19 protein-coding genes and 2 tRNA genes are annotated in these 24,846 nt (G+C 59.8%); 13 read left to right on the top strand and 8 right to left on the bottom strand.

Translation table 11 applies throughout. The annotated features are described in order from the left end of the window. Positions 1-85 precede the first annotated feature (85 nt). Positions 86-628: a hydrolase gene (locus HH303_RS16330; RefSeq protein WP_169626456.1), complete on the top strand. Its 543-nt coding sequence runs from the start codon at positions 86-88 to the stop codon at positions 626-628. A gap of 6 nt (positions 629-634) precedes the next feature. On the opposite strand, the gene HH303_RS16325 is transcribed toward HH303_RS16330, so the two are convergent. Together HH303_RS16325 and parE are read right to left on the bottom strand one after the other, a co-directional pair. Beyond that, positions 635-1,135, bottom strand: coding sequence for a hypothetical protein (locus HH303_RS16325; protein WP_169626455.1), 501 nt, complete (start codon positions 1,133-1,135; stop codon positions 635-637). Positions 1,136-1,259: 124 nt separating this feature from the next. Then, positions 1,260-3,248, bottom strand: a complete 1,989-nt coding sequence (gene parE, locus HH303_RS16320) for a DNA topoisomerase IV subunit B (protein WP_169626454.1) — start codon at positions 3,246-3,248, stop codon at positions 1,260-1,262. 86 nt (positions 3,249-3,334) lie between these two features. On the opposite strand from parE, the gene HH303_RS16315 reads away from it, so the two are divergent. Next, a complete protein-coding gene (locus HH303_RS16315) occupies positions 3,335-3,724 on the top strand; it encodes an acyl-CoA thioesterase (RefSeq protein ID WP_169626453.1) in 390 nt (129 codons plus the stop codon). Between the two features lie 36 nt (positions 3,725-3,760). Then, positions 3,761-4,159 carry a rhodanese-like domain-containing protein gene (locus tag HH303_RS16310; RefSeq protein ID WP_169626452.1) on the top strand — a complete coding sequence of 133 codons (399 nt, stop codon included), beginning with the start codon at positions 3,761-3,763 and terminating at the stop codon, positions 4,157-4,159. On the opposite strand, the gene uvrA is transcribed toward HH303_RS16310, so the two are convergent. Then, complete coding sequence (gene uvrA / locus HH303_RS16305) at positions 4,156-7,005, bottom strand: excinuclease ABC subunit UvrA (RefSeq protein ID WP_169626451.1); 2,850 nt, start codon at positions 7,003-7,005, stop codon at positions 4,156-4,158. The two genes, HH303_RS16310 and uvrA, sit on opposite strands and share 4 nt — an antisense overlap. 220 nt (positions 7,006-7,225) lie before the next feature. On the opposite strand from uvrA, the gene HH303_RS16300 reads away from it, so the two are divergent. After that, positions 7,226-9,382, top strand: coding sequence for a methyl-accepting chemotaxis protein (locus HH303_RS16300; RefSeq protein WP_169626450.1), 2,157 nt, complete (start codon positions 7,226-7,228; stop codon positions 9,380-9,382). Positions 9,383-9,450: 68 nt separating this feature from the next. After that, on the top strand, positions 9,451-10,659 hold the full coding sequence (locus HH303_RS16295) for an APC family permease (RefSeq protein WP_169626449.1): 1,209 nt from the start codon (positions 9,451-9,453) through the stop codon (positions 10,657-10,659). On the opposite strand, the gene HH303_RS16290 is transcribed toward HH303_RS16295, so the two are convergent. Together HH303_RS16290 and HH303_RS16285 are read right to left on the bottom strand one after the other, a co-directional pair. Next, on the bottom strand, positions 10,656-11,822 hold the full coding sequence (locus HH303_RS16290; RefSeq protein ID WP_169626448.1) for a pyridoxal phosphate-dependent aminotransferase: 1,167 nt from the start codon (positions 11,820-11,822) through the stop codon (positions 10,656-10,658). The two genes, HH303_RS16295 and HH303_RS16290, sit on opposite strands and share 4 nt — an antisense overlap. A gap of 76 nt (positions 11,823-11,898) precedes the next feature. Further along, positions 11,899-12,792: a LysR family transcriptional regulator gene (locus HH303_RS16285; protein ID WP_169626447.1), complete on the bottom strand. Its 894-nt coding sequence runs from the start codon at positions 12,790-12,792 to the stop codon at positions 11,899-11,901. 88 nt (positions 12,793-12,880) lie between these two features. On the opposite strand from HH303_RS16285, the gene HH303_RS16280 reads away from it, so the two are divergent. Continuing rightward, positions 12,881-13,780: a DMT family transporter gene (locus HH303_RS16280; RefSeq protein ID WP_169626446.1), complete on the top strand. Its 900-nt coding sequence runs from the start codon at positions 12,881-12,883 to the stop codon at positions 13,778-13,780. Positions 13,781-13,813: 33 nt separating this feature from the next. Here HH303_RS16280 and HH303_RS16275 read toward each other — a convergent pair whose 3' ends face one another. Then, on the bottom strand, positions 13,814-15,124 hold the full coding sequence (locus HH303_RS16275; RefSeq protein ID WP_169626445.1) for an adenylate/guanylate cyclase domain-containing protein: 1,311 nt from the start codon (positions 15,122-15,124) through the stop codon (positions 13,814-13,816). Positions 15,125-15,474: 350 nt separating this feature from the next. On the opposite strand from HH303_RS16275, the gene HH303_RS16270 reads away from it, so the two are divergent. Next, positions 15,475-15,551: transfer RNA gene (locus HH303_RS16270), tRNA-His, on the top strand. A 22-nt stretch (positions 15,552-15,573) separates the two neighbouring features. Here the strand turns inward: HH303_RS16270 and mnmC are convergent. Continuing rightward, entirely contained in the window at positions 15,574-17,517 is a 1,944-nt protein-coding gene (gene mnmC, locus HH303_RS16265; protein WP_169626444.1) for an FAD-dependent 5-carboxymethylaminomethyl-2-thiouridine(34) oxidoreductase MnmC, read from the bottom strand. A gap of 231 nt (positions 17,518-17,748) precedes the next feature. Next, positions 17,749-18,288 carry a hypothetical protein gene (locus HH303_RS16260; protein WP_169626443.1) on the bottom strand — a complete coding sequence of 180 codons (540 nt, stop codon included), beginning with the start codon at positions 18,286-18,288 and terminating at the stop codon, positions 17,749-17,751. A 93-nt stretch (positions 18,289-18,381) separates the two neighbouring features. Between HH303_RS16260 and HH303_RS16255 the strand changes: the two genes are divergently transcribed. From HH303_RS16255 to clpX, 6 genes are all read left to right on the top strand, one after another. Continuing rightward, entirely contained in the window at positions 18,382-19,947 is a 1,566-nt protein-coding gene (locus HH303_RS16255; RefSeq protein ID WP_227421880.1) for an NAD(P)H-hydrate dehydratase, read from the top strand. A gap of 230 nt (positions 19,948-20,177) precedes the next feature. Next, on the top strand, positions 20,178-20,369 hold the full coding sequence (locus HH303_RS16250; protein WP_169626442.1) for a hypothetical protein: 192 nt from the start codon (positions 20,178-20,180) through the stop codon (positions 20,367-20,369). Positions 20,370-20,522: 153 nt separating this feature from the next. Continuing rightward, positions 20,523-20,607: transfer RNA gene (locus HH303_RS16245), tRNA-Leu, on the top strand. A gap of 94 nt (positions 20,608-20,701) precedes the next feature. Continuing rightward, a complete protein-coding gene (gene tig, locus HH303_RS16240) occupies positions 20,702-22,129 on the top strand; it encodes a trigger factor (RefSeq protein ID WP_169626441.1) in 1,428 nt (475 codons plus the stop codon). A 208-nt stretch (positions 22,130-22,337) separates the two neighbouring features. Next, entirely contained in the window at positions 22,338-22,976 is a 639-nt protein-coding gene (gene clpP / locus HH303_RS16235; protein WP_169626440.1) for an ATP-dependent Clp endopeptidase proteolytic subunit ClpP, read from the top strand. 255 nt (positions 22,977-23,231) lie between these two features. Further along, positions 23,232-24,500, top strand: coding sequence for an ATP-dependent Clp protease ATP-binding subunit ClpX (clpX, locus tag HH303_RS16230; protein ID WP_169626439.1), 1,269 nt, complete (start codon positions 23,232-23,234; stop codon positions 24,498-24,500). The last annotated feature ends 346 nt before the right edge of the window (positions 24,501-24,846 follow it).

Genomic DNA, 24,846 nt, shown 5'->3' with positions numbered 1-24,846 from the left:
TCCGACGGGTTTTTACTTAGGCCGTTGTCCAACTGTTGCCTGTTGGCTACGGTTTGGCGGTACTAGATTAGGATGGGTTGTGGAAATGCTTATCGAATGCGACCAATCGCTGTTATTCGTCGTGGATGTTCAGGAACGCCTCGTCCCCGCTATTTTTGAGGCGGATCGGGTTGTTGCCAATAGTCTACGCCTGATCGAGGCGGCGCGGATGCTGAACATTCCCATATTATGCAGCGAACAATATCCGAAGGGTTTAGGGCATACGGTGCCTGAAGTTCGATCCCGCCTTTCGAACGGCGAAATTTTCGCAAAAACCCATTTCTCCTGCGCCCGTGACGACGTGATCGCGACGGCGGTCGCCGCGACCGGACGACGTCAGATCGTCCTGTGCGGTACCGAATCGCATGTTTGCGTCCTGCAATCGGCCTTCGGATTCAAGGGGGAGGGATACGATGTCTTCGTCGTTGAGGATGCCGTATCCAGCCGTCGTCCCGAAAGCGTTACAAGCGCCGTGCGACGCCTAAGCGCCTCGGGAATAGGCGTTGTGACGACGGAAATGGCCTTGTTCGAGTGGATCGGTCAGGCGGGGACGGAGGATTTCAAATCCCTTCGCCATTTGTTCAAGTAGCGGTCGTTAGCAGGAACCGAACAGGCACGTCGCACCCGCGCCACTTCGCGGGTCCGGACGAAGCTTGAAAAGGGTTCTGGTCGCCGTCGCGAAAGCGAACGCGAATTCCTCATCGCCCGGCTTTGCACCGTTCGGAATCTTTAGCCAAACCGTGCTGAACTCGCTGGTATTCTTGCACAAGGTCAACATCGCGATATCCGGCGAGTCGTTTTCCGACGGACTCGGCAACGCGTTGCCGCATAGCGTTTGCCCCAGGGCATCCTGCGCCGGATTGAACAGTACAACAGTACGCAACGGTGAATTCGGCGCATCCGTCGGCGTATCGGAGAAGCGGATGGGCAACCCCGGATTGTTTCCCGACATGGCCTGTCCAATGATATCCGAAAGCTCTTTATTATCGGCAAGATACGGGTTTCCGATAACAGTCAGCTTCATGTCTTTGTTGCCATTGAACGCCATGATTTCGTCATGGCTGTATCCGGCTCCGAAATAGTCCTTATAGACCACGGGACCACCGCAGGCGGATAGAAGGACGGCACAAGACATCAGCGTCGCGGCGCTAAGAAGTCGTTTCATCCAACCGGACTCCGACAATCAGTTTCGTCAGATAAGGGATATGGGTATGAGGGAATTAGACGTCCAGTTCGTCGATGAACTGGGCGTTTTCCTGGATGAACTGGAACCGCATTTCCGGCTTTTTGCCCATTAGGGTTTCCACCATCTTCGCCGTGCGGCGGCTTTCCTCAAGCTCTTCCTCGCGGCTGCGGTTCGGCAGGTCGACGCGCAGTAGGGTACGTTTCGACGGATCCATTGTGGTATCCCGCAACTGGGCCGGCGGCATTTCGCCCAAGCCTTTGAACCGGCTGATATCGACCTTTGCATTCGGTTTGAATTCGGTCTTCAGCGCTGCGTCTTTCGCCGCGTCGTCCATGGCATAGACTGACTTTCCGCCTTGGGACAGTCGATACAGCGGCGGTTGTGCCAGGAACAGGCGGCCCGCTTCGACCAGGCCCGGCATTTCGCGGTAGAAGAAGGTCATCAGAAGGGACGCGATATGCGCGCCGTCGACATCGGCATCGGTCATGATGATGACGCGCTCGTAGCGCAGCTTTTCGACGTTGAAATCCGCCCGCGTACCACAACCCAGGGCCTGAATGATGTCCTTCAGTTCCTGGTTCTGCTTCAGCTTATCGGCAGAGGCGGAGGCGACGTTCAGAATCTTGCCCTTCATCGGCAGAATTGCCTGGGTTTTGCGGTTGCGCGCTTGCTTTGCGCTGCCGCCGGCGCTGTCGCCCTCAACCAGGAAGATTTCCGTGTCTTCCGCGCTTTCGTCCGAACAATCGGCCAGCTTACCGGGCAGGCGCAGTTTTCGCGTCGGCGTCTTGCGGCGCTGTTCCTTCTGCTGCTTGCGTTTCTGGCGTTCGTCCACGCGTTCCAGAATGCGTTCCAGCAGATCGTTGGCGGATGCCGGGTCTTCTGACAGCCAATGATCGAACCGATCCTTCAACGCCAGTTCGACCATGCGCCCGGCCTCGATCGAGACGAGCTTTTCCTTGGTCTGACCCTGGAACTGAGGGTCCGGGATAAAGACCGACAGCATGATGCAGGCTTCGCCCGTGATGTCGTCGCCGGTGATCTGGCTGGCCTTCTTGTTGCCGACCAGATCGCCATAGGCCCGCAACGATTTAGCCAAGGCAGAGCGCATCGCGCTTTCATGGGTGCCGCCCTGCGGTGTCGGGACGGTGTTGCAATAGGTGCTGCAGAAGCCGTCGCCATCGGCGGGCCAGTGAATGGCCCATTCCATCTGGCCGACGCCGTCCTGCGCCTTCCAAGACGCGGCGAAGGGGCGCGGCGTGATCGTGGCGCGGGCGCCCAGAGTCGCGGTCAGATAGTCCTTCAAACCGCCGGGAAAGTGCAGGGAGCTTTTCTCCGGAACGTCGGAGCCGTCCTTGATCAGGCTTTTCGGACAGGTCCAGCGGATTTCCACGCCCTTGAACAGATAGGCCTTCGACCGCGCCATGCGGAACAGGACGGCCGGATCGAATTTCTGGCGGTCGCCGAAAATTTGCGTATCCGGACGGAATGTCACCGACGTGCCGCGTCGGTTCGGGGCGTCGCCGACTTTCGCCAGCGGGCCTTGCGCATGACCGCGGGAATAGGTCTGGCGGTAGAGTGTGCGCTCGCGGGCAACCTCGACAACCAAGTTTTCCGACAGCGCATTGACGACGGAAATACCCACGCCATGCAACCCGCCGGAGGTCGCATAGACCTTGCCGGAGAATTTCCCGCCGGAATGAAGCGTCGTCAGAATGACCTCAAGCGCCGACTTGTCCTTGTATTTCGGATGCGGGTCGATCGGAATGCCGCGCCCATTGTCGCGGACAGTGACGGAGCCGTCCTCCAGCAGGTCGAGCTCAATACGGCTGGCATGCCCGGCCACCGCCTCGTCCATGGAGTTATCCAGCACTTCGGCCACCAGATGGTGATAGGCACGTTCATCCGTACCGCCGATATACATGCCGGGACGATGACGGACGGGTTCCAAGCCCTCAAGGACTTCGATATCCTTGGCGGAGTAGCCCGAATCTTTGCTGCCGGAATTCTGGAACAAATCGCTCATGGGGGCATTATACGGGCAGACTCGGTTGCTGCAAGCGTATAAGGTATGGTTGTGTTTCTTCAGACACTAGATGTGGGATAGGGTTAATGGGGCAGAATCAAGAACAGGAACCGCGCGGCGAATTGCAGATTCGCACGCTTGCCATGCCGTCGGACACGAACCCGTCCGGTGATATTTTCGGCGGTTGGGTCCTGTCGCAGATGGATATTGCCGGCGGCATTCTTGCCGGGCACCGCGCGAAGGGACGTGTCGCGACGGTCGCCGTGGACGGCATGACGTTTCATCTGCCGGTTTTTGTCGGCGATATCGTCTGCTGCTATGCCGATGTCGTTCGGGTCGGGCGAACCTCGATCGCGATCAACGTTCAGACCTGGGCCCTGCGCGCGAACAGCCGGGAACGGATGTTGGTGACGGAAGGGGTCTACACCTATGTCGCCATAGGACAGGACCGGAAGCCCCGGGTGATCGGGGGCTGACCGCCGTCAAACCGGAAAATAGACTGGAGATGTCGCATGGCCCTGAAAACACCCGTTTCACGGATGGTTGCCGACGCGAAGGCCCGTATTCGGGAAATCGATGCGCCCGAGGCCATCGCCATGGCGGATCGCGACGATGTCGTGATCGTCGACCTGCGCGACCCGCGCGAACGCGACCGCGTCGGCTATATTGAAGGGGCCTTCCATTGCCCGCGCGGCATGGTCGAATTCTGGGTCGACCCGGAAAGCCCCTATTTCAAGCCGATCTTCGGCGAGGACAAGACCTTCGTTTTCCACTGTGCCTCCGGCTGGCGGTCGGCTCTGACGGTCGACACGTTGCAGAATATGGGCATGGAAAAGGTCGCCCACATCACCGGCGGGTTTTCATCCTGGGTGGAAGCGGGCGGTCCTCATGTCGGGCCAAAAGGCGGTTAACCGGCCTTTTTCTGCGCAACCTGTAGATAGGGCTTCAGATAGTGGCCGGTATGCGACCGGTCGGACTTGGCGATTTCTTCCGGGGTGCCCTGGGCGACGATTTCGCCGCCGCGTGTGCCCCCGTCGGGGCCCAGGTCGATGATCCAATCGGCGGTTTTGATGACCTCCAGATTGTGTTCGATGACGACGATGGTGTTTCCGGAATCGACAAGGGTTTGAAGGACTTCCAGCAATTTGTTGACGTCGTGGAAGTGCAGTCCCGTCGTCGGTTCATCCAGCACATAGAGCGTGCGGCCCGTCGCTTTCTTTGCCAGTTCCTTGGCCAGTTTGACGCGTTGCGCCTCGCCACCCGATAGGGTCGTCGCCTGCTGTCCGATCTTGATATAGCCCAGGCCGACACGTTGCAGAGTCACCAGCTTGTCGCGGATCGCCGGGACGGCCTTGAAGAATTCCGCGCCTTCGTCGACCGTCATTTCCAGCACATCCGCAATGGACTTGTCGCGATAGTGGATTTCAAGCGTTTCGCGGTTGTAGCGGTGACCGTGGCACTGATCGCACTGGACATAGACGTCCGGTAGGAAGTGCATTTCGATCTTGATGACGCCGTCGCCCTGGCAGGCCTCACAGCGGCCACCCTTGACGTTGAAGCTGAACCGACCCGGTTGATAGCCGCGGGCCTTGGCTTCCGGCAGACCGGCGAACCAGTCGCGGATCGGCGTGAAAGCCCCGGTATAGGTTGCCGGGTTCGATCTTGGCGTCCGGCCGATGGGCGATTGGTCGATGTCTATGATCTTGTCCAGGAACTGAACGCCCTCGATCTTGTCATGCGCGCCGGGATGGGTGCGCGCGCCCATCAGGACACGGGACAGCGCCTGTTGCAGGGTTTCGATGATCAGGGTCGACTTGCCGGATCCGCTGACCCCCGTGACGACGGTCAGCGTGCCCAGGGGGATGGTCGCATTGACATTCTGCAGGTTGTTTTCGCGGGCGCCGAAAATCTTCAACAACTGACCCTTGTGCCCTTTGCGGCGGGTTTTCGGAATCGGAATCTGCATCATGCCGGTCATATATTGCCCGGTCAGGCTGTTCGGGTTGGCCATGACCTCGTCCGGCAGGCCCGCGGCGACGACCTCGCCGCCATGGACACCGGCACCGGGGCCCATATCGACCAGATAGTCGGCGGCGCGGATCGCGTCTTCGTCATGTTCAACCACGATCACCGTGTTGCCCAGGTCACGCAGCCGCCGCAGCGTGTCCAACAAACGGTCATTATCGCGCTGATGCAGGCCGATGGACGGTTCGTCCAGAACGTAGAGCACGCCGGTCAGGCCGGAGCCGATCTGGGAGGCAAGGCGAATACGCTGACTTTCCCCTCCGCTGAGCGTGCCGGAGTTCCGGCTGAGCGTCAGGTAATCCAACCCGACATTGTTCAGGAAGCCCAGCCGTTCATTGATTTCCTTCAGAATGCGGTAGGCGATTTCCTTTTGCTTGGCGCCGAGCTTTTCATCCAGTTCCGTGAACCAGGTTCCGGCATCGGCGATCGACATCTGCGCGACCTCACCGATATGCAGGCTGCCGACCTTCACGGCCAGGGCTTCCGGCTTCAAGCGATGACCGCCGCAGGCCGGGCAGGGGGTGACGGACTGGTACTTCGCCAATTCTTCCCGCGACCAGCTGGATTCCGTTTCCCGATAGCGGCGTTCCATATTCGGCACGACCCCTTCGAACGGTTTCGTGGTCTTGTAGGACCGCAGCCCGTCGTCGTAACGGAATTCAATGGCCGTTTCGCCGCTGCCGTGCAGCAGGCAGGTTTTCACCGCGTCGTCCAATTCGGCGAACGGGGTCTTCAAGGACGCGCCGTAATGGCGGCAAATGGCTTCCAGCGTCTGCTTGTAATAAGGGGAGGATGAGTTCGACCACGGCGCGATGGCCCCTTGCCACAGGGATTTCGTCTTGTCCGGAACGATCAGGTCCAGATCGAACTCCATATCCGTGCCCAGACCGTCGCAGGTCGGGCAAGCGCCGAACGGATTGTTGAAGCTGAACAGGCGCGGTTCGATTTCCTCGATCGTGAATCCGGAAACCGGACAGGCGAATTTGGCGGAGAAGATCGTCTGATCGCCGCTGTCGGCATTTTCCGCGAACAGCAAGCCGTCGGACAGGTGCAACGCGGTTTCGATGGAATCCGCCAAACGGGATTGCAGATCGTCCCGGACGACGACGCGGTCCACGACGACATCGATCGTGTGTTTCAGTTTCTTGTCCAGCGCCGGGACTTCGGCGATTTCATAGAACTTGCCGTCGACCTTCACCCGCTGGAAACCGCGCTTCTGCAATTCCGCGAATTCCTTACGATATTCGCCCTTGCGGCCGCGCACGAGCGGGGCCAGCAGATACAGCCGCGTGCCGTCGCCCATTTCCATGATCCGATCGACCATCTGGCTGACCGTCTGGCTTTCAATGGGAAGGCCGGTTGCGGGTGAATAGGGCACCCCGACTCGCGCCCAGAGAAGGCGCATATAGTCGTAAATTTCGGTAACCGTGCCCACTGTCGATCGCGGGTTGCGGGACGTCGTCTTCTGTTCGATGGAAATCGCCGGGGACAGACCTTCGATCAGGTCGACATCCGGCTTCTGCATCATTTCCAGGAACTGACGGGCATAGGCGGACAGGCTTTCGACATAGCGCCGCTGCCCATCGGCATAGATCGTGTCGAAGGCGAGGGAGGATTTGCCGGACCCGCTGAGCCCCGTAATCACGACCAACTTATCGCGCGGGAGGTCGACATCGACGTTTTTCAGATTGTGCTCGCGCGCGCCCCGAACCGAAATCAGACTGTTGGACATGAAACCTTCCGCGGGAAAGAGATAGGAGGGGAAGGAATATAGGGGCCAAGCGCCGGGGATTCGAGTCCGTTCCTGCCCTGGGACCAAACTCTCCTGACTTTCCTGCTGCGGCGCAAAAAATCTGACCGAATTTTGTCGCGCATTTTGTATATCGAGGATTTGTTAACCAATTAACCTCATGCTACCGAGACGATAGTGCGGTCAGGGGGACAGTCAGATAATGAGTGGTGATCAGAGCGTATCCGTTTCGTCGCAGGATGGGACGGTTGGAACGCGCGGTGTGGGGCTGCGCGGTAAACTGTTTGCGGCGATCGGTATCATCGCGTTGACGACGCTGGTATCGGCTGGGGTCAGTTGGCTGGCCTTCGACGGCATTTCCAGGGATACGGCGCAGTTCGAAACACGAACCTTGCCGGAAATGGAAACGGCGCAGCGGATCGGCGCCCTCGGCCCGGCAGTCGCGGCGGGTGCCGCTAATTTGATTGCCGCGGAAACGGATGCGGATCGGGCAACCCGATACGAACGTCTGCAAGCCGATCTGGTGAATTTACGTGCCGATGCACAGGCGCTGCCGCAGGCTGGGGATCTTCTGCAATCCATCGAACAGCTTTCCGGCAACTTGGACGCCATCAATGCAACGGTGGGACAACGCACGATCAAGGAAGCGGAAGCCCGCGCGGCCTTCGACACCGTGATCGCCGCGAAAGCGTCGCTGGACGAGGTTCTGGATCCCTATCTGGAAGATCAAACCAAACAGGCGGACGAGGCCTTGACATCGATCATGGGCGATCCGAACAATTTCTTTACCTATATTTTCCCGCTGAACGGAGCCTACAGCAAGGCGAAGGTCCTGCACCGCGTGCGGGGCTTTTCGGATCGCGCGATGACGCAGATCGTCGCGATCATGACGGCGTCGGACGAGGACGGTGTCGCCAAGGGCGTGGCGGAAATCGACACCATGCTGCAATGGGCGCGCGATACGGTCAATTCGCTGAACGCCGACTTCTCGGATTCCGGGAAGATGGTGTCGGAACGTTTCAAAACCTTCGTCGGGTTGTTGAGCGCGGAAGACGGCTTGGTGGCGGCGCGGCGGGCGACGTTTGCACTGCAAGGGGAACTGCAATCCCAATTGTCCGAAAACAATGTTCTGGTTAACGGGTTGGATAGTTTCGTGGCCGACCTGTCGCAGGCCACCGCGTCGGAAGGCGAGGTCGCGATCGTCTCCATCCGAAATTCGGTCGCCCAGTCTGAAATCTGGCTGATCGTCATCAGCTTGGTTTCCATCATTCTGGCGGTGCTGGTCGGGTATCTTTATGTCGGTCGGTTCGTGGTGCAACGTCTGCTAACCCTGTCGGATGCCATGGACAGCATCGCCGGCGGCGATCTGGATACGAAGATCGACACGGGGGCCGCCGATGAAATCGGGACGATGAGCCGCGCGCTCGTCACTCTGCGCGAAAACTCGCGGCAGGTGGTCCAACTGAACGCGGAAAAAGAAGCCGCCGACCGGGCCGCGGAACGGGAACGCCGCGAAACGCTGAACCGGCTTGCGGACGACTTCAACCGACGCGTCCTGGCCATCGTGAAGGATGTGGAGGAAGAGGTTTCCGCTTTGACCGGGCTTGTCGCTACCATGGCACAGGAAACCGGCAGTTCCGCCGAACAGGCGCGCGTCGTATCGGGCGTTTCCAGCGACGCGGCCCAGAAGATGGGATCAATTTCCGAAACCTCCGAACAATTGTCGCTGTCGATGCGGGAAATGAGTTCCCGGGCGGCGGAGGCATCGTCGATCACCGGCAGCGTCTCGTCGGACGCAAAACGCACGGACGAGGCGGTAGATACCCTATCCGACGCGGCGGAAAAAATCGGCGATGTCGTGAAGCTGATTTCCGAAATAGCGGAGCAGACGAATCTTTTGGCCCTCAATGCGACGATCGAGGCCGCGCGTGCCGGGGAGGCGGGGAAAGGATTCGCCGTCGTGGCGAACGAGGTCAAAGGCCTGGCCAGCCAGACGGCGACCGCCACCGGCGATATCGTCGCCCAGGTGGAAGCGATCAAACAGGCCGTATCCGCCGCCGCCGATGCAACGCGCAAGGTGACCGAAGGGGTCGGCAGCGTGGATCAGGCAGTCTCCGAAATCGCCACCGACGCCGACCGTCAGACCCGCGAAACCCACGAAATCATGCAGACCATGCAGGCGACGTCCGACGAGATGGGATCGGTCAGCAGTTCGGTCGGCACGATCATGACGGCGACGGAGGAAATCCGGGAGGCAGCCGATTCCGTCGTCGCCCGCGTCGATGAGCTTCGCGCGCGGACCGGCGATCTGACCGCTGAACTGAACCGCTTCGTCACGGATATTCGCTCCGGTTCCTAAAGGATCGTTGTCCGAGGGTTGCTTTCGGTGATTAACTCCCGGCATTGCGTATTGTGGCGGGGCGATCGATGGCAGAATTGAAGCGGTCTCTATCCCTGCCTTTGGTCGTGCTCTATGGGCTGGGTGTGACCATCGGCGCGGGAATCTATGTGCTGCTGGGGGCGGCGGCCGGGCGTGCCGGGATGTACGCGCCATTGTCCTTCGTCCTCGCCGGGATTGTCATGGCGTTCAGCGCCGCATCCTTCGCGGAACTATCGGCGCGGTTCCCCGTCAGCGCGGGGGAAGCCGCCTATGTTCGTGCGGGACTTCAATCCAACAAGCTATCTCTTGTCGTCGGCTTTCTGGTGATCCTGTCCGGGGTCGTTTCGTCAGCCGCCATCACGGTCGGCAGCACCGGATATCTGCGGGAATTTATCGACTGGACACCCTGGTTCATGATCCTGGTCGTCTTGGTCGTTGTGGGCGGGATCGCCGCCTGGGGCATCGTTGAATCCATCGTCTTTGCCAGCCTGTTTACGATCGTAGAGGCCGGGGCGCTGATCGCCCTCATCGGTACCGGGATCGCCGTCGACCCGGGAATCGTCGGCCGTTTTCCGGAAATCCTGCCGGATATGTCGGACAATATGGCGTGGAGCGGAGTATTGAGCGCGGGCTTGTTGGCCTTTTTCGCCTTCGTCGGGTTCGAAGACATCGTCAACCTTGCCGAAGAAGTGAAAAACCCCCGCAAGGTTCTACCCCTGGCAATCCTGCTGACGCTGATCGGGGCGATGGGGATTTACTTCCTGGTGACCGCCGTCGCCGTCCTGTCCGTGCCGTTGGACGAATTGGCGGCGTCGGATGCGCCGGTCAGCCTCGTCTTTGGTCGGATCGCGGGCGTTTCCCCGGTCGTCGTCACCCTGATCGCGATCGTCGCGACCTTGAACGGCGTGGTCATTCAAATCGTCATGGCGTCGCGCGTGCTGTACGGCTTGGCGAAACAGAACAGCATCCCGTCGGTCTTCGCCCATGTCCATCCGGTGACGCAGACACCTCTGATCGCCACCGTCTCGGTTGTTTTCGTCGTACTGATCCTGGCCCTGTTCTTTCCGGTCGAAAACCTTGCCGAATGGACGTCGCGGATCGTTTTGACGGTCTTCGCCCTGGTCAATCTGTCGCTGTTCCGGATCAAGCGACAGGAAGGGGTGCTGCCACCGGACGGATTCGTTGCGCCGATCTGGGTTCCCATTGCCGGATTTCTCAGTTGTGCGGCGTTTTTGTTAGGCGACCTGTTGGTTTAACCCAGGTAGCGCCCGATCCGGTCGATCGCCTCCAGGATATTTTCCTTCGAATTGGCGTAGGACAGCCGCAGATATCCCTCCCCATAACCGCCGAAGCTGGTCCCCGCGATGGTCGCGACATGGGCTTCTTTCAGCAGGGCGTCCTGCAAGGCGCGGGCATCCCGACCGGTGCCGGAGATATTCGGGAAGGCATAGAACGCGCCGCCCGGTTTAATACAGGTAACACCGGGTAGGGCGTTCAGGGCCTCTACCGTCGCCTTCCGCCGGTCGTCGAAGGCGCGCATCATCGCCTCTACCGCGTCCTGCGGTCCTTCCAGGGCGGCGATGCCGGCATATTGGGTCGCTGCATTGACGCAGGAATGGTCGTTGATCGCCAGCCGCGTCGCCTTTTTGACCAAATCCTTCGGCCAGACGGCATAGCCCAACCGCCACCCGGTCATGGCATAGGTCTTGGACCAGCCGTCCAACATGATCGCCCGGTCGGCCAGATGCGGATAGCTGAGGATCGTGCGGTGTTCCCGTCCGTCATACAGCATGGCGGAATAGATTTCGTCGGACAGGATCGTGACATGGGGGTGGTCGGCGAGCCCCGCCGCCAACTTGTCCATTTCCGCCGCCGGGGTAACGCCGCCGGTCGGGTTGGCCGGGCTGTTCACGATCACAAGCCGGGTGCGCGGGGTAATCAGCGACAGCAATTCGTCGGCGGAAAAGCCGAACCCGTTTTCTTCCCGCAGGGGCAGGGGAACCGCGGTTGCGCCGGAAAATTCGATGGCGGACCGATAGATCGGGAAACCGGGATCGGGGTAAATAATCTCCGCCCCAGGCTCCCCGAACATCAACATGGCGAAGAACATGGTGACCTTGCCACCCGGCACAACGACGACACTGCCTGGGTCGACGGAAACACCGTGGCGACGGTGCAGGTCGGCGGCCACGGCCTCCCGCAGGGCCGGAATACCGTTGGCGGGCGTGTATCCGTGATGTCCGTCGCGCAGCGCCTTGATCCCGGCTTCAACGATATGCGGCGGGGTCGGAAAATCCGGTTGGCCGATGCCGAGATTGATGACATCCGCGCCTTGCGCCGCCAACGCGTTCGCCTTTGCCAGAACATCGAAGGCGGTTTCCGTTCCCAGGCGGTCCATACGGGTGGCGAGTGTCGGCATCGTGCGGGGCTCCCTAACTGATATCTTGCGCGACACTAAGCGGTCGCGTGGTTCGTGCAAGTCTGTGATTGATATGTCAGCCGCCCGGTCCGTCATAGGCACGGGCCTCTTCCCGCAGCCAATTGACAAAGCGGCCGACAAGGCCATGGCGGCGTGGTCCCAGAAGAAGATAATACCGCCCCATTTCCACGGGTTCGATCCCCGGTAGCGGCACCAGGGCCCCGGAATCGATTTCCCGTCCGGCAACGATATTCGGCGACATGGCCATACCCAATCCGGCGACGGCGGCGCGAACCGCCGCGTCGTCGAGGTCGAACCGGTCGGAATATGTTAGGTCGAATTCGGATATGTTTTGAGCCTGCGCCCAAAGCCGCCAGTCCCAATTGTCTTCCGTCGATTTCAGCGCCGGAATGCGCCCGATATCGTCCAATCCCTGATAGCCGCTTTTCTTCAACAGGGTAGGGGACACGACCGGGCGGCAATTGTCGGGCGCCAAATATATTCCCGGCCCTTCATAATGGCCTGCCCGGCGATAGACGATACCGACATCCGTCATCTGCCCTAGGCGGAAATCCGCGCGATTACTGGTTTCGAAGGAAATCCGCGCCTGCGGGTAGCGCCGCTTGAACCGTTCCAGCCCGGGGATCAGCCAGGTGACCGCCAGTGTCGTCGATACCTGAACCGCGATTTCGTTCGCGTCCCGCATCAACGAGGCGACGGCGTTGTCGATCAGGGCAATGGCCGCCGTCGATTCCTCGTTCAGCATGCGCCCGGCATCGGTCAATTCGATCGTGTTTCCCGTCCGATGGAACAATGGGGTTTCGATGCGATCTTCCAGTTTCCGGATCTGATGGCTCACCGCGCTCGGCGTGACGCCCAATTCGATTGCGGCCTTGGCGAGACTGCCCCGCCGCGCAACGACAGTGAAGACACGGACGGCGTTCAGGGAGGTATCGCTCGGTTTCAGCATCGAAAAAACTCATCATTCAGGAGTAGGACTTGTTTGAACGTAGGGGCTTCGTGGGGGAAAGGGTAGAGAAATTTCGAAAGGATTTCCGATGTCCGTCACCACCGCACCCGAAACGCCGGTAAACCGGAATACGCGCGCTATTCTGAACGTCGTGATCGGGACCGCGCTTTTCTCCTTGTTTTTCGCGTCGGGCAAGTTCGCGGGGGACGGCGCGTCCGCGTTTCAGATTACGTTTCTGCGCTATATCGGTGGGTTGGCAACCATTCTGACGGTTGCGAAGATCAAAGGTCTGACGCTTCGATCCTTTATCGGCCCATCCTCCAAGAGCCATTTTCTGAGGGCGGCAACTGGATGCTTTGGCGGGGTCGCACTGATCCACGCGTCCAGCGAAATGCCGGTCGTGGACGTCTCGACGATCGGGCTTCTTTACGTGGTTATGGTGATCCCGCTCGGCGTTATCTTTTTGAAAGAGCGGATTTGGCCGCTGCAATGGGCGGGGATTGTTCTGTCAAGCATCGGGGCAGGGGTCATCATGGTGTCCAAGGGCGCGTTTCAGAGCTTCGATATCGCCTATTTCCTGCCGGCGGGGGTCGCCCTCGGCGGTGCGGTCCTTTTGGCGTTCGAGGGCGTTCTGATCCGCGTTCTGAGCTTGCGCGACGGGGCGATGAGTTCGCTGCTGCACGTCAATGTCTTCGGCCTGATCCTGATGGCCGTTCCGGCCTTCGCGACGTGGGAAAACACTGATTTGGTCTACAACGCGCAATTCCTGCTCTGGGGGCCGGTTGCGATCGCCGCGCAGTTTTTCATCATCCAAGGCTATCGGCTCGCAGACGTCTCGATTGTCGGTCCGGTCGACTATACGTGGCTGGTCTTTGCGGCGGCGGTTGGGTTTTTCTTTTTCGGCGAAATCCCAAGTCCGGACGTCGTCATTGGCGCATCCCTGATTGCGGCAGGCGGGGTTGTGCTCTGCCTCGTCAAGGCTCGCTAGGCCCGCTTTTCCTCGTCGCCTATTCCCCGCCGCCTATTCTTCGTCCCCGCCGATATCGAACAGTTCCGTCGCCGGAAGGGTAGAGATATCCAGTAGCTTATGGCTGCGTGGATCGGTCGGGTCGATCAGGTTGGAAATGCGCGAATACATTTCCGGGATCACGGCTTCGCTGCCATTCGCCATGGTTTGGCGAATACCGAAACGGATGGAACTGCGTTCCTTATCGCTTAACCGGCTCAACATGCTCTTGGTGATCCAGATCGATCCCTCGCGGGAAAAATCGCTCAACCGCGACGCGCGATTGATCGTGTCGCCCAGGGCCGTGAATTCGATAAAGGTCGGTCCTTCGAAGGTACCGAACCATTCCTCGCCCTGTTCCAGCCCGAAATTCAAATGCAGGGTGGTGCCCCAATTCTTCCGGCTCTGCCACTCCCGGCTCACCTTGCGCATGGCGGTCTGCATTTCGAACGCGCATTGGATGGCGTTCATGATGTAATTCGAATCCGGCTGCGGCAGGAAGTAATACAACATCCCGTCCCCCGCATGCTTGCCGTAGGTCGCATAGTATTTCCGCAAATACGGCTGCATCGTCGTCCAGATCGAATTGATCAGTTCGAAATACTGTTCCGGCGGCAATTCGGCGCAGATGCGCATCGAACTTTGCAAATCCGCCACCAGAACGGCGAGGGAGGTCACATAGGGCCGCCGCACGCGCAACAGGTCGCGGATAACGATGTCTCGGCGGCTTAACCAGGTCAGGAAGCTTTCCTGCTCCCGTTCTTCCGGGGCGACGGTGAAGAAGATGCCCTCGCGGAAGAATGTGGCGTAGAGCCTGTGCCATCGCGGAAGTTCGTCGCGGGAGGCGAGGTTGACCTCCGCGTCGCTGGTCATCTGATGGGCCGGGACGGCTTCAACACGGTCATAGAGCTGTCCCAAGAGTTCCGCTTCCCGAGATTCCAGATTCGGGTTGCTGAGGAATAGATAAGCCTTCGACGCCCGGCGCTTGGCGATGGTCAGATGGAACCGCAGCAATTCCGGCAGACCGTCGGACTTGCGCACGATGTCGCTCGACAGCAGCAAGTTGAAAAGGCTCGAATCCTCAATCGCGGGCGGCAAGCCCTCCGGGCGACCGAACAGTTCCTTAAGGGCGTAATCATTCGCCCATTCGACCTGAAACTTGTGATTGACCAGATAGGCCGGTGTGGACAGATCCTCCACCGACAAATGCCGCAGCACCGGCGGCGGCGCGTCCTCCGCAAGCCTCGATGCTGCGCCGGAAATAGACGTTACCTTGGACGTCCGACTCCCCCCGGACTCGCCCCCAGGCTCAAAAGAATCCGTCATCATACCCTCCCTCACTCGCGGTGTTCTGCCGCAGAGTGGATGGCGACAGCATTCTGCTGTCAGAACGGGCCCTGCCAGACCCGGTCCCCGATACCGGAAATGCGAATTGCATATCCCGATCGCAAGCGAGACGCGAAATTAAAGACTCAAATACAGAATCGAGTAAACAGGTATTCGTGAGCGATGCGCATAAAAATTTTGCAGCGCAATATCTAGTAGTACTTGAAGAATCCGACCCACAACGGGAATCTTTAAACTTGTCGTCGACAGTCCATCCGACTGCTTGACGCGGCCCTGCGCACAGCGTAAAAGCGCCGCCGTCGAGGGGGCGTTGCGCCCGTTCCGCAATGGTGGCTGTAGTTCAGTTGGTTAGAACGCCGGATTGTGATTCCGGAGGTCGTGGGTTCAAGTCCCATCAGCCACCCCAGCTCTTTTTCCGAACATTTTTTCTAAAGATTTCGCCGCAGATTTCGGATCTGAAACCGGTTTGGCAACAGTGCGTCCGTCATGTCCCTGTCTAGGGGCAGCGGATTGCCGGACAGCATGGCGGTCATCTGGTCTGCCAGAGTAAAGGCGGCTTGGAATCCGCGTGCACCGAGGCCGGTCAGGCAAAAGAGGCCGGGTTCGTAATCGGGGTCTGGCATCGCTTCGGGCGGTTTGCCGTGGCGCAGGCCGTCATAGGCCGTTTCGAAGGCCATCGGATTTTGAACCGGTCCTGCGAGCGGTAGGTGATCCACGGTGTCGCAGCGCAATCCGGTCCAGGCGTTCATCGATTCCGTGGAAAAATCCGGCAAGTAGTCGGCCAGCCGGTTCTGTATCCGGTCGGTTGCAGCGGGATCGACCGGAACCGGGCCGATATTCTGCCAGCCTTCGGAGGTTGCACCCGCCACGAAAACCCCGCTCGCGTCCGTCGATCCGACATAGCCGTCGTGGAGGATCGATATGCCGCTCGCAGTCGCGCCTTGTGCCTGAAACAATTGACCGGAGCCGATCCGCAGCCCGTAACCGGCATCGTGCTCCGGTAGCAATTCAACCGCCCCCGGACCGCAGGCGAGGATCACGACATCCGCCGTAGCCACGACCGTGTTCCGCCCGTCATGCAGGGACCATCGTCCGCCGGTTCGCGACAGCATTTTGACGTCGGTTTGCAGAAGCGTGGTATCCGGGACCAACCGTTCCAGCAGACGGCTTGGGTCCAGGATGCCCGCTCCGGGGAGGAAAAGACCGCCGGGGCAGGCGCGACCGAGCCGGTCGGCGGCTTCCGAGCTGTCGATCTGTCGCAAAATGTCTGTCGGCCAGGCCAACTCGCCTTTCAGGGCGGCCTGCCGGTCGCGGATTCCCTGATCAGGGGCGGGAATGATCAATCCGCGCGGGCCGCACCAGATGTCGGGGGCGATCCCGTCCAAAACGCGCAGGGCGTCCAGATAGGCTTGCCGCCAGAATCGGGGATAGGGTTGGTCCCCTCGGATAAGCTTCGGTGCGATCAAGGCGCGGGGCAGGGTGCTGGCGGCCCAGGCCCGGCTTTCGGGTCCCTGGATAACCGTGGTCTCGAATCCCGCGTTGATCAGGGAGGCGCCGAGGCAGCGACCGGCGATCCCGGCACCGATCACGGCAATCCGTGCGCCGGGCCGTGGCGTCGGCAGTTTCGTCCAGGGCGTTTTTGAAGCTGGACGGTCGACCGGTATTTCCAGGGTTCCGGCGATACAGTCCCGTTTCCGACCAAATCCGGGGCGTTTGACGATGTCGAATCCGACCTCCGCCAAACCGCGCCGAACCATGCCCGCTGCCGTGAAGCTGGCGAGTTTGGTGCCGGGGCGGCTGAGGCGGGCGATCTGATGGAAAACGGCATCTCGCCACATATCCGGGTTCTGGGCGGGGGCGAAACCGTCCAGGAACCAGGCGTCGGCAGTAAAATCGCGGGCGGCGAACATTTTTTCCGCCTCGCCGATCAACAGGATCAGCCGGATGCGCCCTTCCGACAGGGAAATAAGATGCGATCCCCGGATGAAACCCGGCCATTGTCGACGGAGTTGTGCGGCCTTATCGGCCAATGCAGGGAACAAGGCATGGGCCTGCTCCAAGTCCGCTTGAGACATAGGGAAGGCTTCGACACTGATGAAGGTGAACTGGGCGTCCGGCGATGCCAAAGCCTCCCACCGCTGCCAGGCTTCCAGGAAATTGAGCCCGGTGCCGAAACCGGTTTCCGCAATCGTCAGGGTCGGTTGGCGGCAGAGCGCGTCGAAATCCACTCCGTCCAGAAAGGTGTGTTGGACTTCGCCTCTGGGGTCTTCAGCGGAGTAATAGAGATCGCCGAAGCGCGCGGCATAGGGAATGCCGTCGCGCCAATCGATTGCGTCGGGATCGTGCCCGTCCTGTCCGTCCGTTTCCGTCATGGCGCGGATTGGTAGCGGATTTCAGATTTCAGGCAAAAGAAAAGCGACGACACGAAACAGCCTACACTTAATCTCATCGGCCGATATCGTGCGTCGCCAGGATGCCTTTGCCACGTTTAGGGACGCGACATCGGCGGTTGGTCGATGTCTGGACCCTAGTGTCCCGCCGTTACGGATTTTTGACGAAAATATGGTTATTCCGTGATCCCGGTATTCGGGCGAAACGCGCCGCTATTTCGCCTGACGCTGTTCCTTCGCCGTCAGGGTCGGCGCGATATGAGCCAGCAGGTCGTCGTAAATCTTTTCAGGCTCCGACGGGTTTTCGGGCAAGTATCCGCGTGTTTCGACCAGCCTGCTGCGGCCTTCGCAAACGACGGCGGTAATGACCATCTCGCCTTCGATTTTTGGCGAGAATGGTTCGTCCGCGCAGGCACTGGTCCCAGTATAGTTGCCGGGCGTATCGTGCAGAACGAGAACGCGAATCCGGGCCGTATCCCGAGTGGCGGCGGTGTCCGCATGGAACCGAAGCGCGCTATCCTGATCCGCCAGGAGCCGGGCGAACTGTTCCGACGCTTCCGCATCGGCCTTGAAGGGGGCGTCGCGCACGGCAACCGGTACGCTGCCGCCGTCGATGGCGACACCGTGAAGTGTGTTGAAGCTGCCCATCGGCGGAATGTAAATCTGGACCGTGCGCGGTTCCGTATCGTCGCAGGCCGCTACCCCAGTCAGCATGGCCGCCGCGAAAAGAAGCTTTAAGGCGCTGCTGGTCATGATCGGTCCTATCCAGTTGCAAATCGGTAGCAATAAGTAAGGAACGCCAGAACGTTATTTCAATCGATGGGGATTTCTTTCCCGGTTCCTTTCATGGAAAGTATCGCTATGCAGGAAATGTCATCACCCTTCGCAAACCTACCGACCGGCATCGACGGAAGCGCTTGGAAACGTCAGGCCTTGCTGACCCCGGTTGAGATGGGCCGGGCGGACAGCATCACGATCGAAAACGGGACTCCGGGTTATACGCTGATGCTGGTGGCGGGGGAGGCTGTTGCGGATGCGGTCTGTGACCGGTTTGAGACGGGGACGGTCGCGGTTCTATGCGGGCCGGGGAACAATGGCGGCGACGGCTTCGTTGCCGCGAAGATTCTGGCATCACGCGGATGGTCGGTGCGCCTGGGCCTGTTGGGCGACCGGACGGAGCTGAAGGGCGATGCGGCGCAGGCCGCCGCCGATTGGGTCGCGGCGTCATCAGAAGAGACTGTGGAGCCGTTGTCCCCGGAAATCCTGACGGATGCGACCGTGGTGATCGATGCTGTTTTCGGTGCGGGGTTGAACCGCGATCCGGAAGGCAGCGCGGCGGAAACGCTGTCGGCCATTGGAAATAGACCCGTCGTCGCGGTCGATGTGCCCAGTGGCCTTTTTGGCGCAAATGGGGCCTGTAATCGGGATATCACGCCGAAAGCGGCTGTGACCGTCACGTTCTTCCGGGGCAAGCCGGGGCATAAACTGCTGCCCGGTCGGGTTCTGTGCGGAGATTTATCGATATGCGATATCGGAATCGATACGACGGCCTTGAATGTCATTGAACCGAAACTGGCGTTGAATCGGCCGGACCTGTGGGCGTCGGCTCTGCCGGAGGAATCGCCGTTCCACCACAAATATTCGCGCGGCTATCTGATGGTCGCAGGCGGTCCTGAAATGATCGGGGCGGCATGCCTCGCGACCCGCGCAGCACAGCGGGCGGGGGTCGGCATGGTCACGGTCGCGGCCCCGCTCGCCCAGGCGCCGCTCTACCGCCTTGCCTTGCAAAGCGCCGTGGTCCGTGGGCTGAAGGATACACGCGGCTTCCTGGACTGTTTGGAAGACGCCCGGCTAACCGCCGCTTTGATCGGACCCGGTCTCGGGGACGAGGCGGCGGGATCGCATGAACGGGTCCTGGGTGTCCTGCGCGCGAATATTCCGGCGATCCTGGATGCCGATGCCCTGTCGATATTCGCTGACAGTCCCGACTCCTTGTTTCAACATCGCGCCGCGCCGATGCTGTTGACCCCGCATATGGGCGAATTCGCGCGGTTGTTTCCCGATCTGTCGACGCTGGACAACAAGGTGGAAATGGCCCGACGGGCCGCTGAACGGTCCGGCGCCGTGGTTCTATTGAAAGGCTACGATACCGTTATTGCCGATCCGTCCGGATGGGCGGTCGTCAACGATTCCGCGCCGCCGACATTGGCGGTGGCCGGGGCCGGGGATGTTCTTGCGGGACTTGCCGCGGGCTTGATCGCAAAGGGTATGCCGGTCTTCGCCGCCGCCTGTGCCGCAGCTTACCTTCACGGCGTTGCGGCGGATCGGGCCGGGAGTGGTTTGATCGCGGAAGACTTGCCCGATCTATTGCCGGAAGCGATCGAACGTTCCCGCATCCCGAGAGTACGTTAAGAAAAAATTCATATAATTGAAGTTAAATGTCGCGAATATCTATTTGCGGTAGTAGCACACTTATGTAACGTAAAATGCTATTGCACAGGTTTTGTGATCCGCGGTGGGCTTTCTACAATGACTTTTCTAGGACCGGAGGGTGCCGGTCTCGAAAAGGAGAAGAAGGGCGGTTGATCATGTTTTTTCGACGTACACGACCGAGTACTCCGATTGAAGCCGGGCAATCCTTCTTGCGCCGACGCAATGACGACTTTGTGGAAGTCGCCCGTGTTCTGGGCGTATCGCCGGATAGTTTCGGCATTCCGCATGTCCGTTATGAACTGACGGTCGAAAAGCCGCAATCGCACGGCATTTATATCGCCGGGACGAAGGTTCTGTCGATTTCCGCCTTCGCGGAGACCTATTCGGCTGCCTCTGCTTAGAGAATCGACTTCATCCGTCCGCTTTGCGCGGATTTCCCGGATATTCACGGAATTGACGCTTTGACGCGGGGTACCGCGTTTGCTATGACGCGCCCGCTTCGGCGGATCGCCGGGGCACGCGATCCGTTTTGGACGACGCTCTAAAGAGCCTGTGCGGGCGTGGCGAAATTGGTAGACGCGCTGGATTTAGGTTCCAGTGGGGCAACCCGTGGGGGTTCAAGTCCCTCCGCCCGCACCATGTTCGACCGCCCCTCAAAAAGGCGCTCGATCCTGGGTTTCGTCAAAACGTATATCGCGATCTGGAACAACTTTGAGCCGGGGCCCAATCTCCCATGCAGGTAGTCGAAACGAAGAACGAAGGTCTGAGCCGCGAATTCACCATTACGGTCGGCGCGGACGAAATCGATCAAAAGGTCGGAGCGAAGCTTGAGGAGGTCGGTCAGACGGTGAAGATGCCGGGCTTCCGCCCCGGCAAGGTCCCGATGAAAATCCTGCGTCAGCGCTTCGGCTCGTCCGTGCTGGGCGAAGTCCTGGAAAAGACGGTTGGCGAATCCAGCCAGTCCGCTTTGGTCGACCGCGAACTGAAACCGGCGATGCAGCCGAAGATCGAGATCACCTCCTTCGAGGAAGGTCAGGATCTGGTCTACACGATGGCCGTCGAAATCATGCCGGCGATCACCCCGGTCGATTTCGGGACGTTGGAACTGACTCGCTACAAGCCGGAAATCACCGACGAGGAAGTTCAGAACGCCCTCGACGAACTGGCGAAGAACAATCGTGCCACGTCGAAGATCGAAAAAGACCGCAAGACGCAGTCCGGCGATGTCGTGATGCTGAACTTCAAAGGGTTCGTCGACGGCGAAGCGTTCCAGGGCGGCGAAGCCGAAGACTTTCGTCTGGAACTGGGCAGCGGTCAGTTCATTCCCGGTTTCGAAGACCAGTTGATTGGTCAGAAGGCGGGCGAGGACATGAAAGTCACCGTCACCTTCCCGGAAGAATACGGTGCCGCCCACTTGGCCGGTAAGGAAGCGATCTTCGAATGCAAGATCAACGAAATCCACGAATATACCGACCGTGAGCTGAACGACGATTTCGCCAAGGAACTGGGCCTCGAATCCCTGGATGACCTGCGCGATCAGATGCGTCAGCGCATCGAATCCGAATATGCCGATCTGGCCCGCGCCCGCACGAAGCGCGAACTGTTGGACGTCCTGTTCGACAAGCACGATTTCGAAGTGCCGCCGGGCATGGTTCAGTCCGAATTCGACCAGATCTGGGAACAGTTCGCCAAGGCGAAGGAAGAAGGCCAGGTCGATGACGAGGACAAGGATAAGGACGAAGAGGTCCTGAAATCCGAATACCGCGACATCGCCAAGCGCCGTGTCCTGCTGGGTCTGCTGCTTGCCCATGTCGGCGACGAAGCGAAAATCCAGATTTCTCAGGAAGAACTGCAAAAGGCCGTTTTCGAACAGGCCCGCCGCTATCCGGGTCAGGAACGTCAGGTCTTCGAATACTACACGCAGAATCCGGAAATGATGGCCAGCCTGCGTGCGCCGCTGTTCGAAGAAAAGACCGTCGATTACATCCTGGAACTGGCGAAGGTGAACGATCTGGCGTTGCCGGTCGATAAGCTGCTGGAATCCGACGACGACGGCGACGAAAAGCCGAAGAAGGCAGCCGGTAAAAAGGCAGCGGCGAAAAAGAGCACGTCCAAGAAGGGCGCCGCCAAGAAAGCGGCTGCGAAGAAAGACGCCGACTAAGCGTTTTTCCGGCCTACGCGTTACCGTGAACACGGGCTTCGGCACCAGCCGGGCCCGTGTTCTCTTTTTGCCGCAAAGCGCTGCGCTGTAACGAAACGATTTTCCTGGTCCGGGGGCTTTACATCCGGGGCGGAGCCATTAACTCTGACAATCCAGTCCGTCGGTCGTCCGACCGATATTCCACGGGTTAGCGAGTGAGGAAGAGATCATGCGGGATCCGATCGATCTGTATATGAATACGCTGGTGCCGATGGTCGTCGAGCAGACGAACCGCGGCGAGCGCGCCTACGACATCTATTCCCGCCTGCTGAAGGAACGTATCATCTTCCTGACCGGCGGCGTCGACGACCATGTCGCCAGCCTGATTTGCGCGCAGCTTCTGTTCCTGGAATCGGAAAACCCGACGAAGGACATCGCGTTTTACATCAACTCCCCGGGCGGGGTCGTGACGTCGGGCATGTCGATCTATGACACGATGCAGTATATCCGCCCCGAAGTATCAACCGTTTGCCTGGGGCAGGCGGCGTCCATGGGCTCGTTGCTGCTGACCGCGGGCGCGGCCGGGAAGCGTTTCGCGCTGCCCTACAGCCGCATCATGGTGCACCAGCCGTCCGGCGGCGCGCAGGGGCAGGCGACGGATATCGAGATCCAGGCCCGCGAAATCCTACGGATGCGCGAAATGCTGAACGGAATCTATGTGAAGCATACCGGGCAGGAGCTGAAAGCGATCGAAGCGGCCATGGAACGCGACAAATTCATGAGCGCGGAAGAAGCCAAAGCCTTCGGCTTGATCGACGATGTCGTGAATGTCCGCCCGAAGCCGGATGACGGCGAAAACGGAAAGTAACTCAATCGGCTAGGCGGATCATGGCGCTTTCGGCGGGCTCTCGTTTCGGGGGGACGTCGCAATGCGTCGATCCGCCATGGGCGTGCCCGGCCAAGCCCCCTATATGGAATTGGGTGATTTTCCGTTTGAGGGGGCGGGTCGCTACGTCTACCATGATTGGGTGGTTGGTGTCCGAAGCCGCAATATAGGTGGTCCATAAGGGCCATCAGGCATCGGAAGATAATTTGAAAAGATCGGAAACGATCCGGAGAGACGATGAGTAAATCCAGCGGCAGCGACGGAAAGAATACGCTCTACTGCTCCTTCTGCGGCAAAAGCCAGCATGAGGTGCGTAAGCTGATCGCCGGGCCGACCGTGTTCATCTGCGACGAATGCGTCGAATTGTGCATGGACATCATCCGGGAAGATCATAAGTCGAGCGTTTCCAAATCCTCCGATGGCGTGCCGACGCCCCAGGAAATTCGCCAGGTCCTCGACGACTATGTCATCGGGCAGGATTATGCGAAGCGGGTGCTTTCGGTCGCCGTTCACAATCACTACAAACGCTTGGCGCATGGCCAGAAGCAGAACGATGTCGAACTGCAGAAGTCGAACATCCTGCTGGTCGGGCCGACCGGTTGCGGTAAGACGTTGCTGGCGCAGACGCTGGCGCGCATCCTCGACGTGCCGTTCACCATGGCGGATGCCACGACCCTTACCGAAGCCGGTTATGTCGGAGAGGACGTCGAAAACATCATCCTGAAGCTGCTTCAGGCCGCCGACTATAATGTCGAGCGGGCGCAGCGCGGCATCGTCTATATCGACGAGGTCGACAAGATTTCCCGCAAGTCGGACAACCCGTCCATCACCCGCGACGTGTCGGGCGAGGGCGTGCAGCAAGCCCTGCTGAAAATCATGGAAGGCACCGTAGCCTCCGTGCCGCCGCAGGGTGGACGCAAGCATCCGCAGCAGGAATTTCTGCAGGTCGACACGACGAATATCCTGTTCATCTGCGGCGGTGCCTTCGCCGGTCTGGAAAAGATCATTTCCGGCCGCGGCAAGGGCTCGGCGATCGGGTTCGGCGCGGATGTCCGTGCGGAAGAAGACCGCAAGGTCGGTGCATTGCTGCGGGAAGTCGAGCCGGAAGACTTGCTGAAATTCGGTCTCATCCCGGAATTCGTCGGTCGTGTACCGATGATCGCGACGCTGGAAGACTTGGACGAAGAAGCCCTGATCGACATCCTGACCAAGCCGCGCAACGCCCTGGTCAAGCAGTATGCGAAACTGTTCGAGATGGAAGATGCCGGTCTGGAGTTTTCCACCGACGCCCTGTCCGCCATCGCGCAGCGGGCCATCGAACGGAAAACTGGCGCGCGTGGCCTGCGGTCCATTTTGGAAGCGATCCTGCTGGATACGATGTACGAACTGCCCAGCATGGAAGGCGTCGAGCAGATCGTTATCAACCGGGAGGTTGTCGAAGGCCGGGCCGAACCGCTCTACATCTATTCCGACCGTCGGGACGAAGTCGAAAGTTCCGCTTCCTGATCGGCGAGAGAACAAGCCGTCCCGGTTCCGTCTTTAGCGAAAGACGAAATCGGGGCGGCTTTTTTCATGCGCGAACACCGAATCATCGCCGAATGCAGAAATTCACGTCCAGGGGCGTAGGCATGCTTGAAGTGCAGGGGAAACCGCCCCAATATCTTTATGGCTCGGCTGGCGCGAGCCTGAATTCGGGGCGCGCGGGTCGCGCTTCGACGGAGAACGTCCGCGCCGTCGGGACCGCCGGTTTCCTGTCCGATTGTCGGACCGGTCGATCGGCCCCCGCCCAAGCGCTCGGTGTCCGGGACCTCATCCGGTACGGTGCCGATGTGCCGATCTCCAAAATCCAACC

Source organism: Pacificispira spongiicola (assembly GCF_012926505.1).
GTDB lineage: Bacteria > Pseudomonadota > Alphaproteobacteria > UBA8366 > Aestuariispiraceae > Pacificispira > Pacificispira spongiicola.
This window is presented reverse-complemented; position numbering and strand designations above follow the sequence as displayed.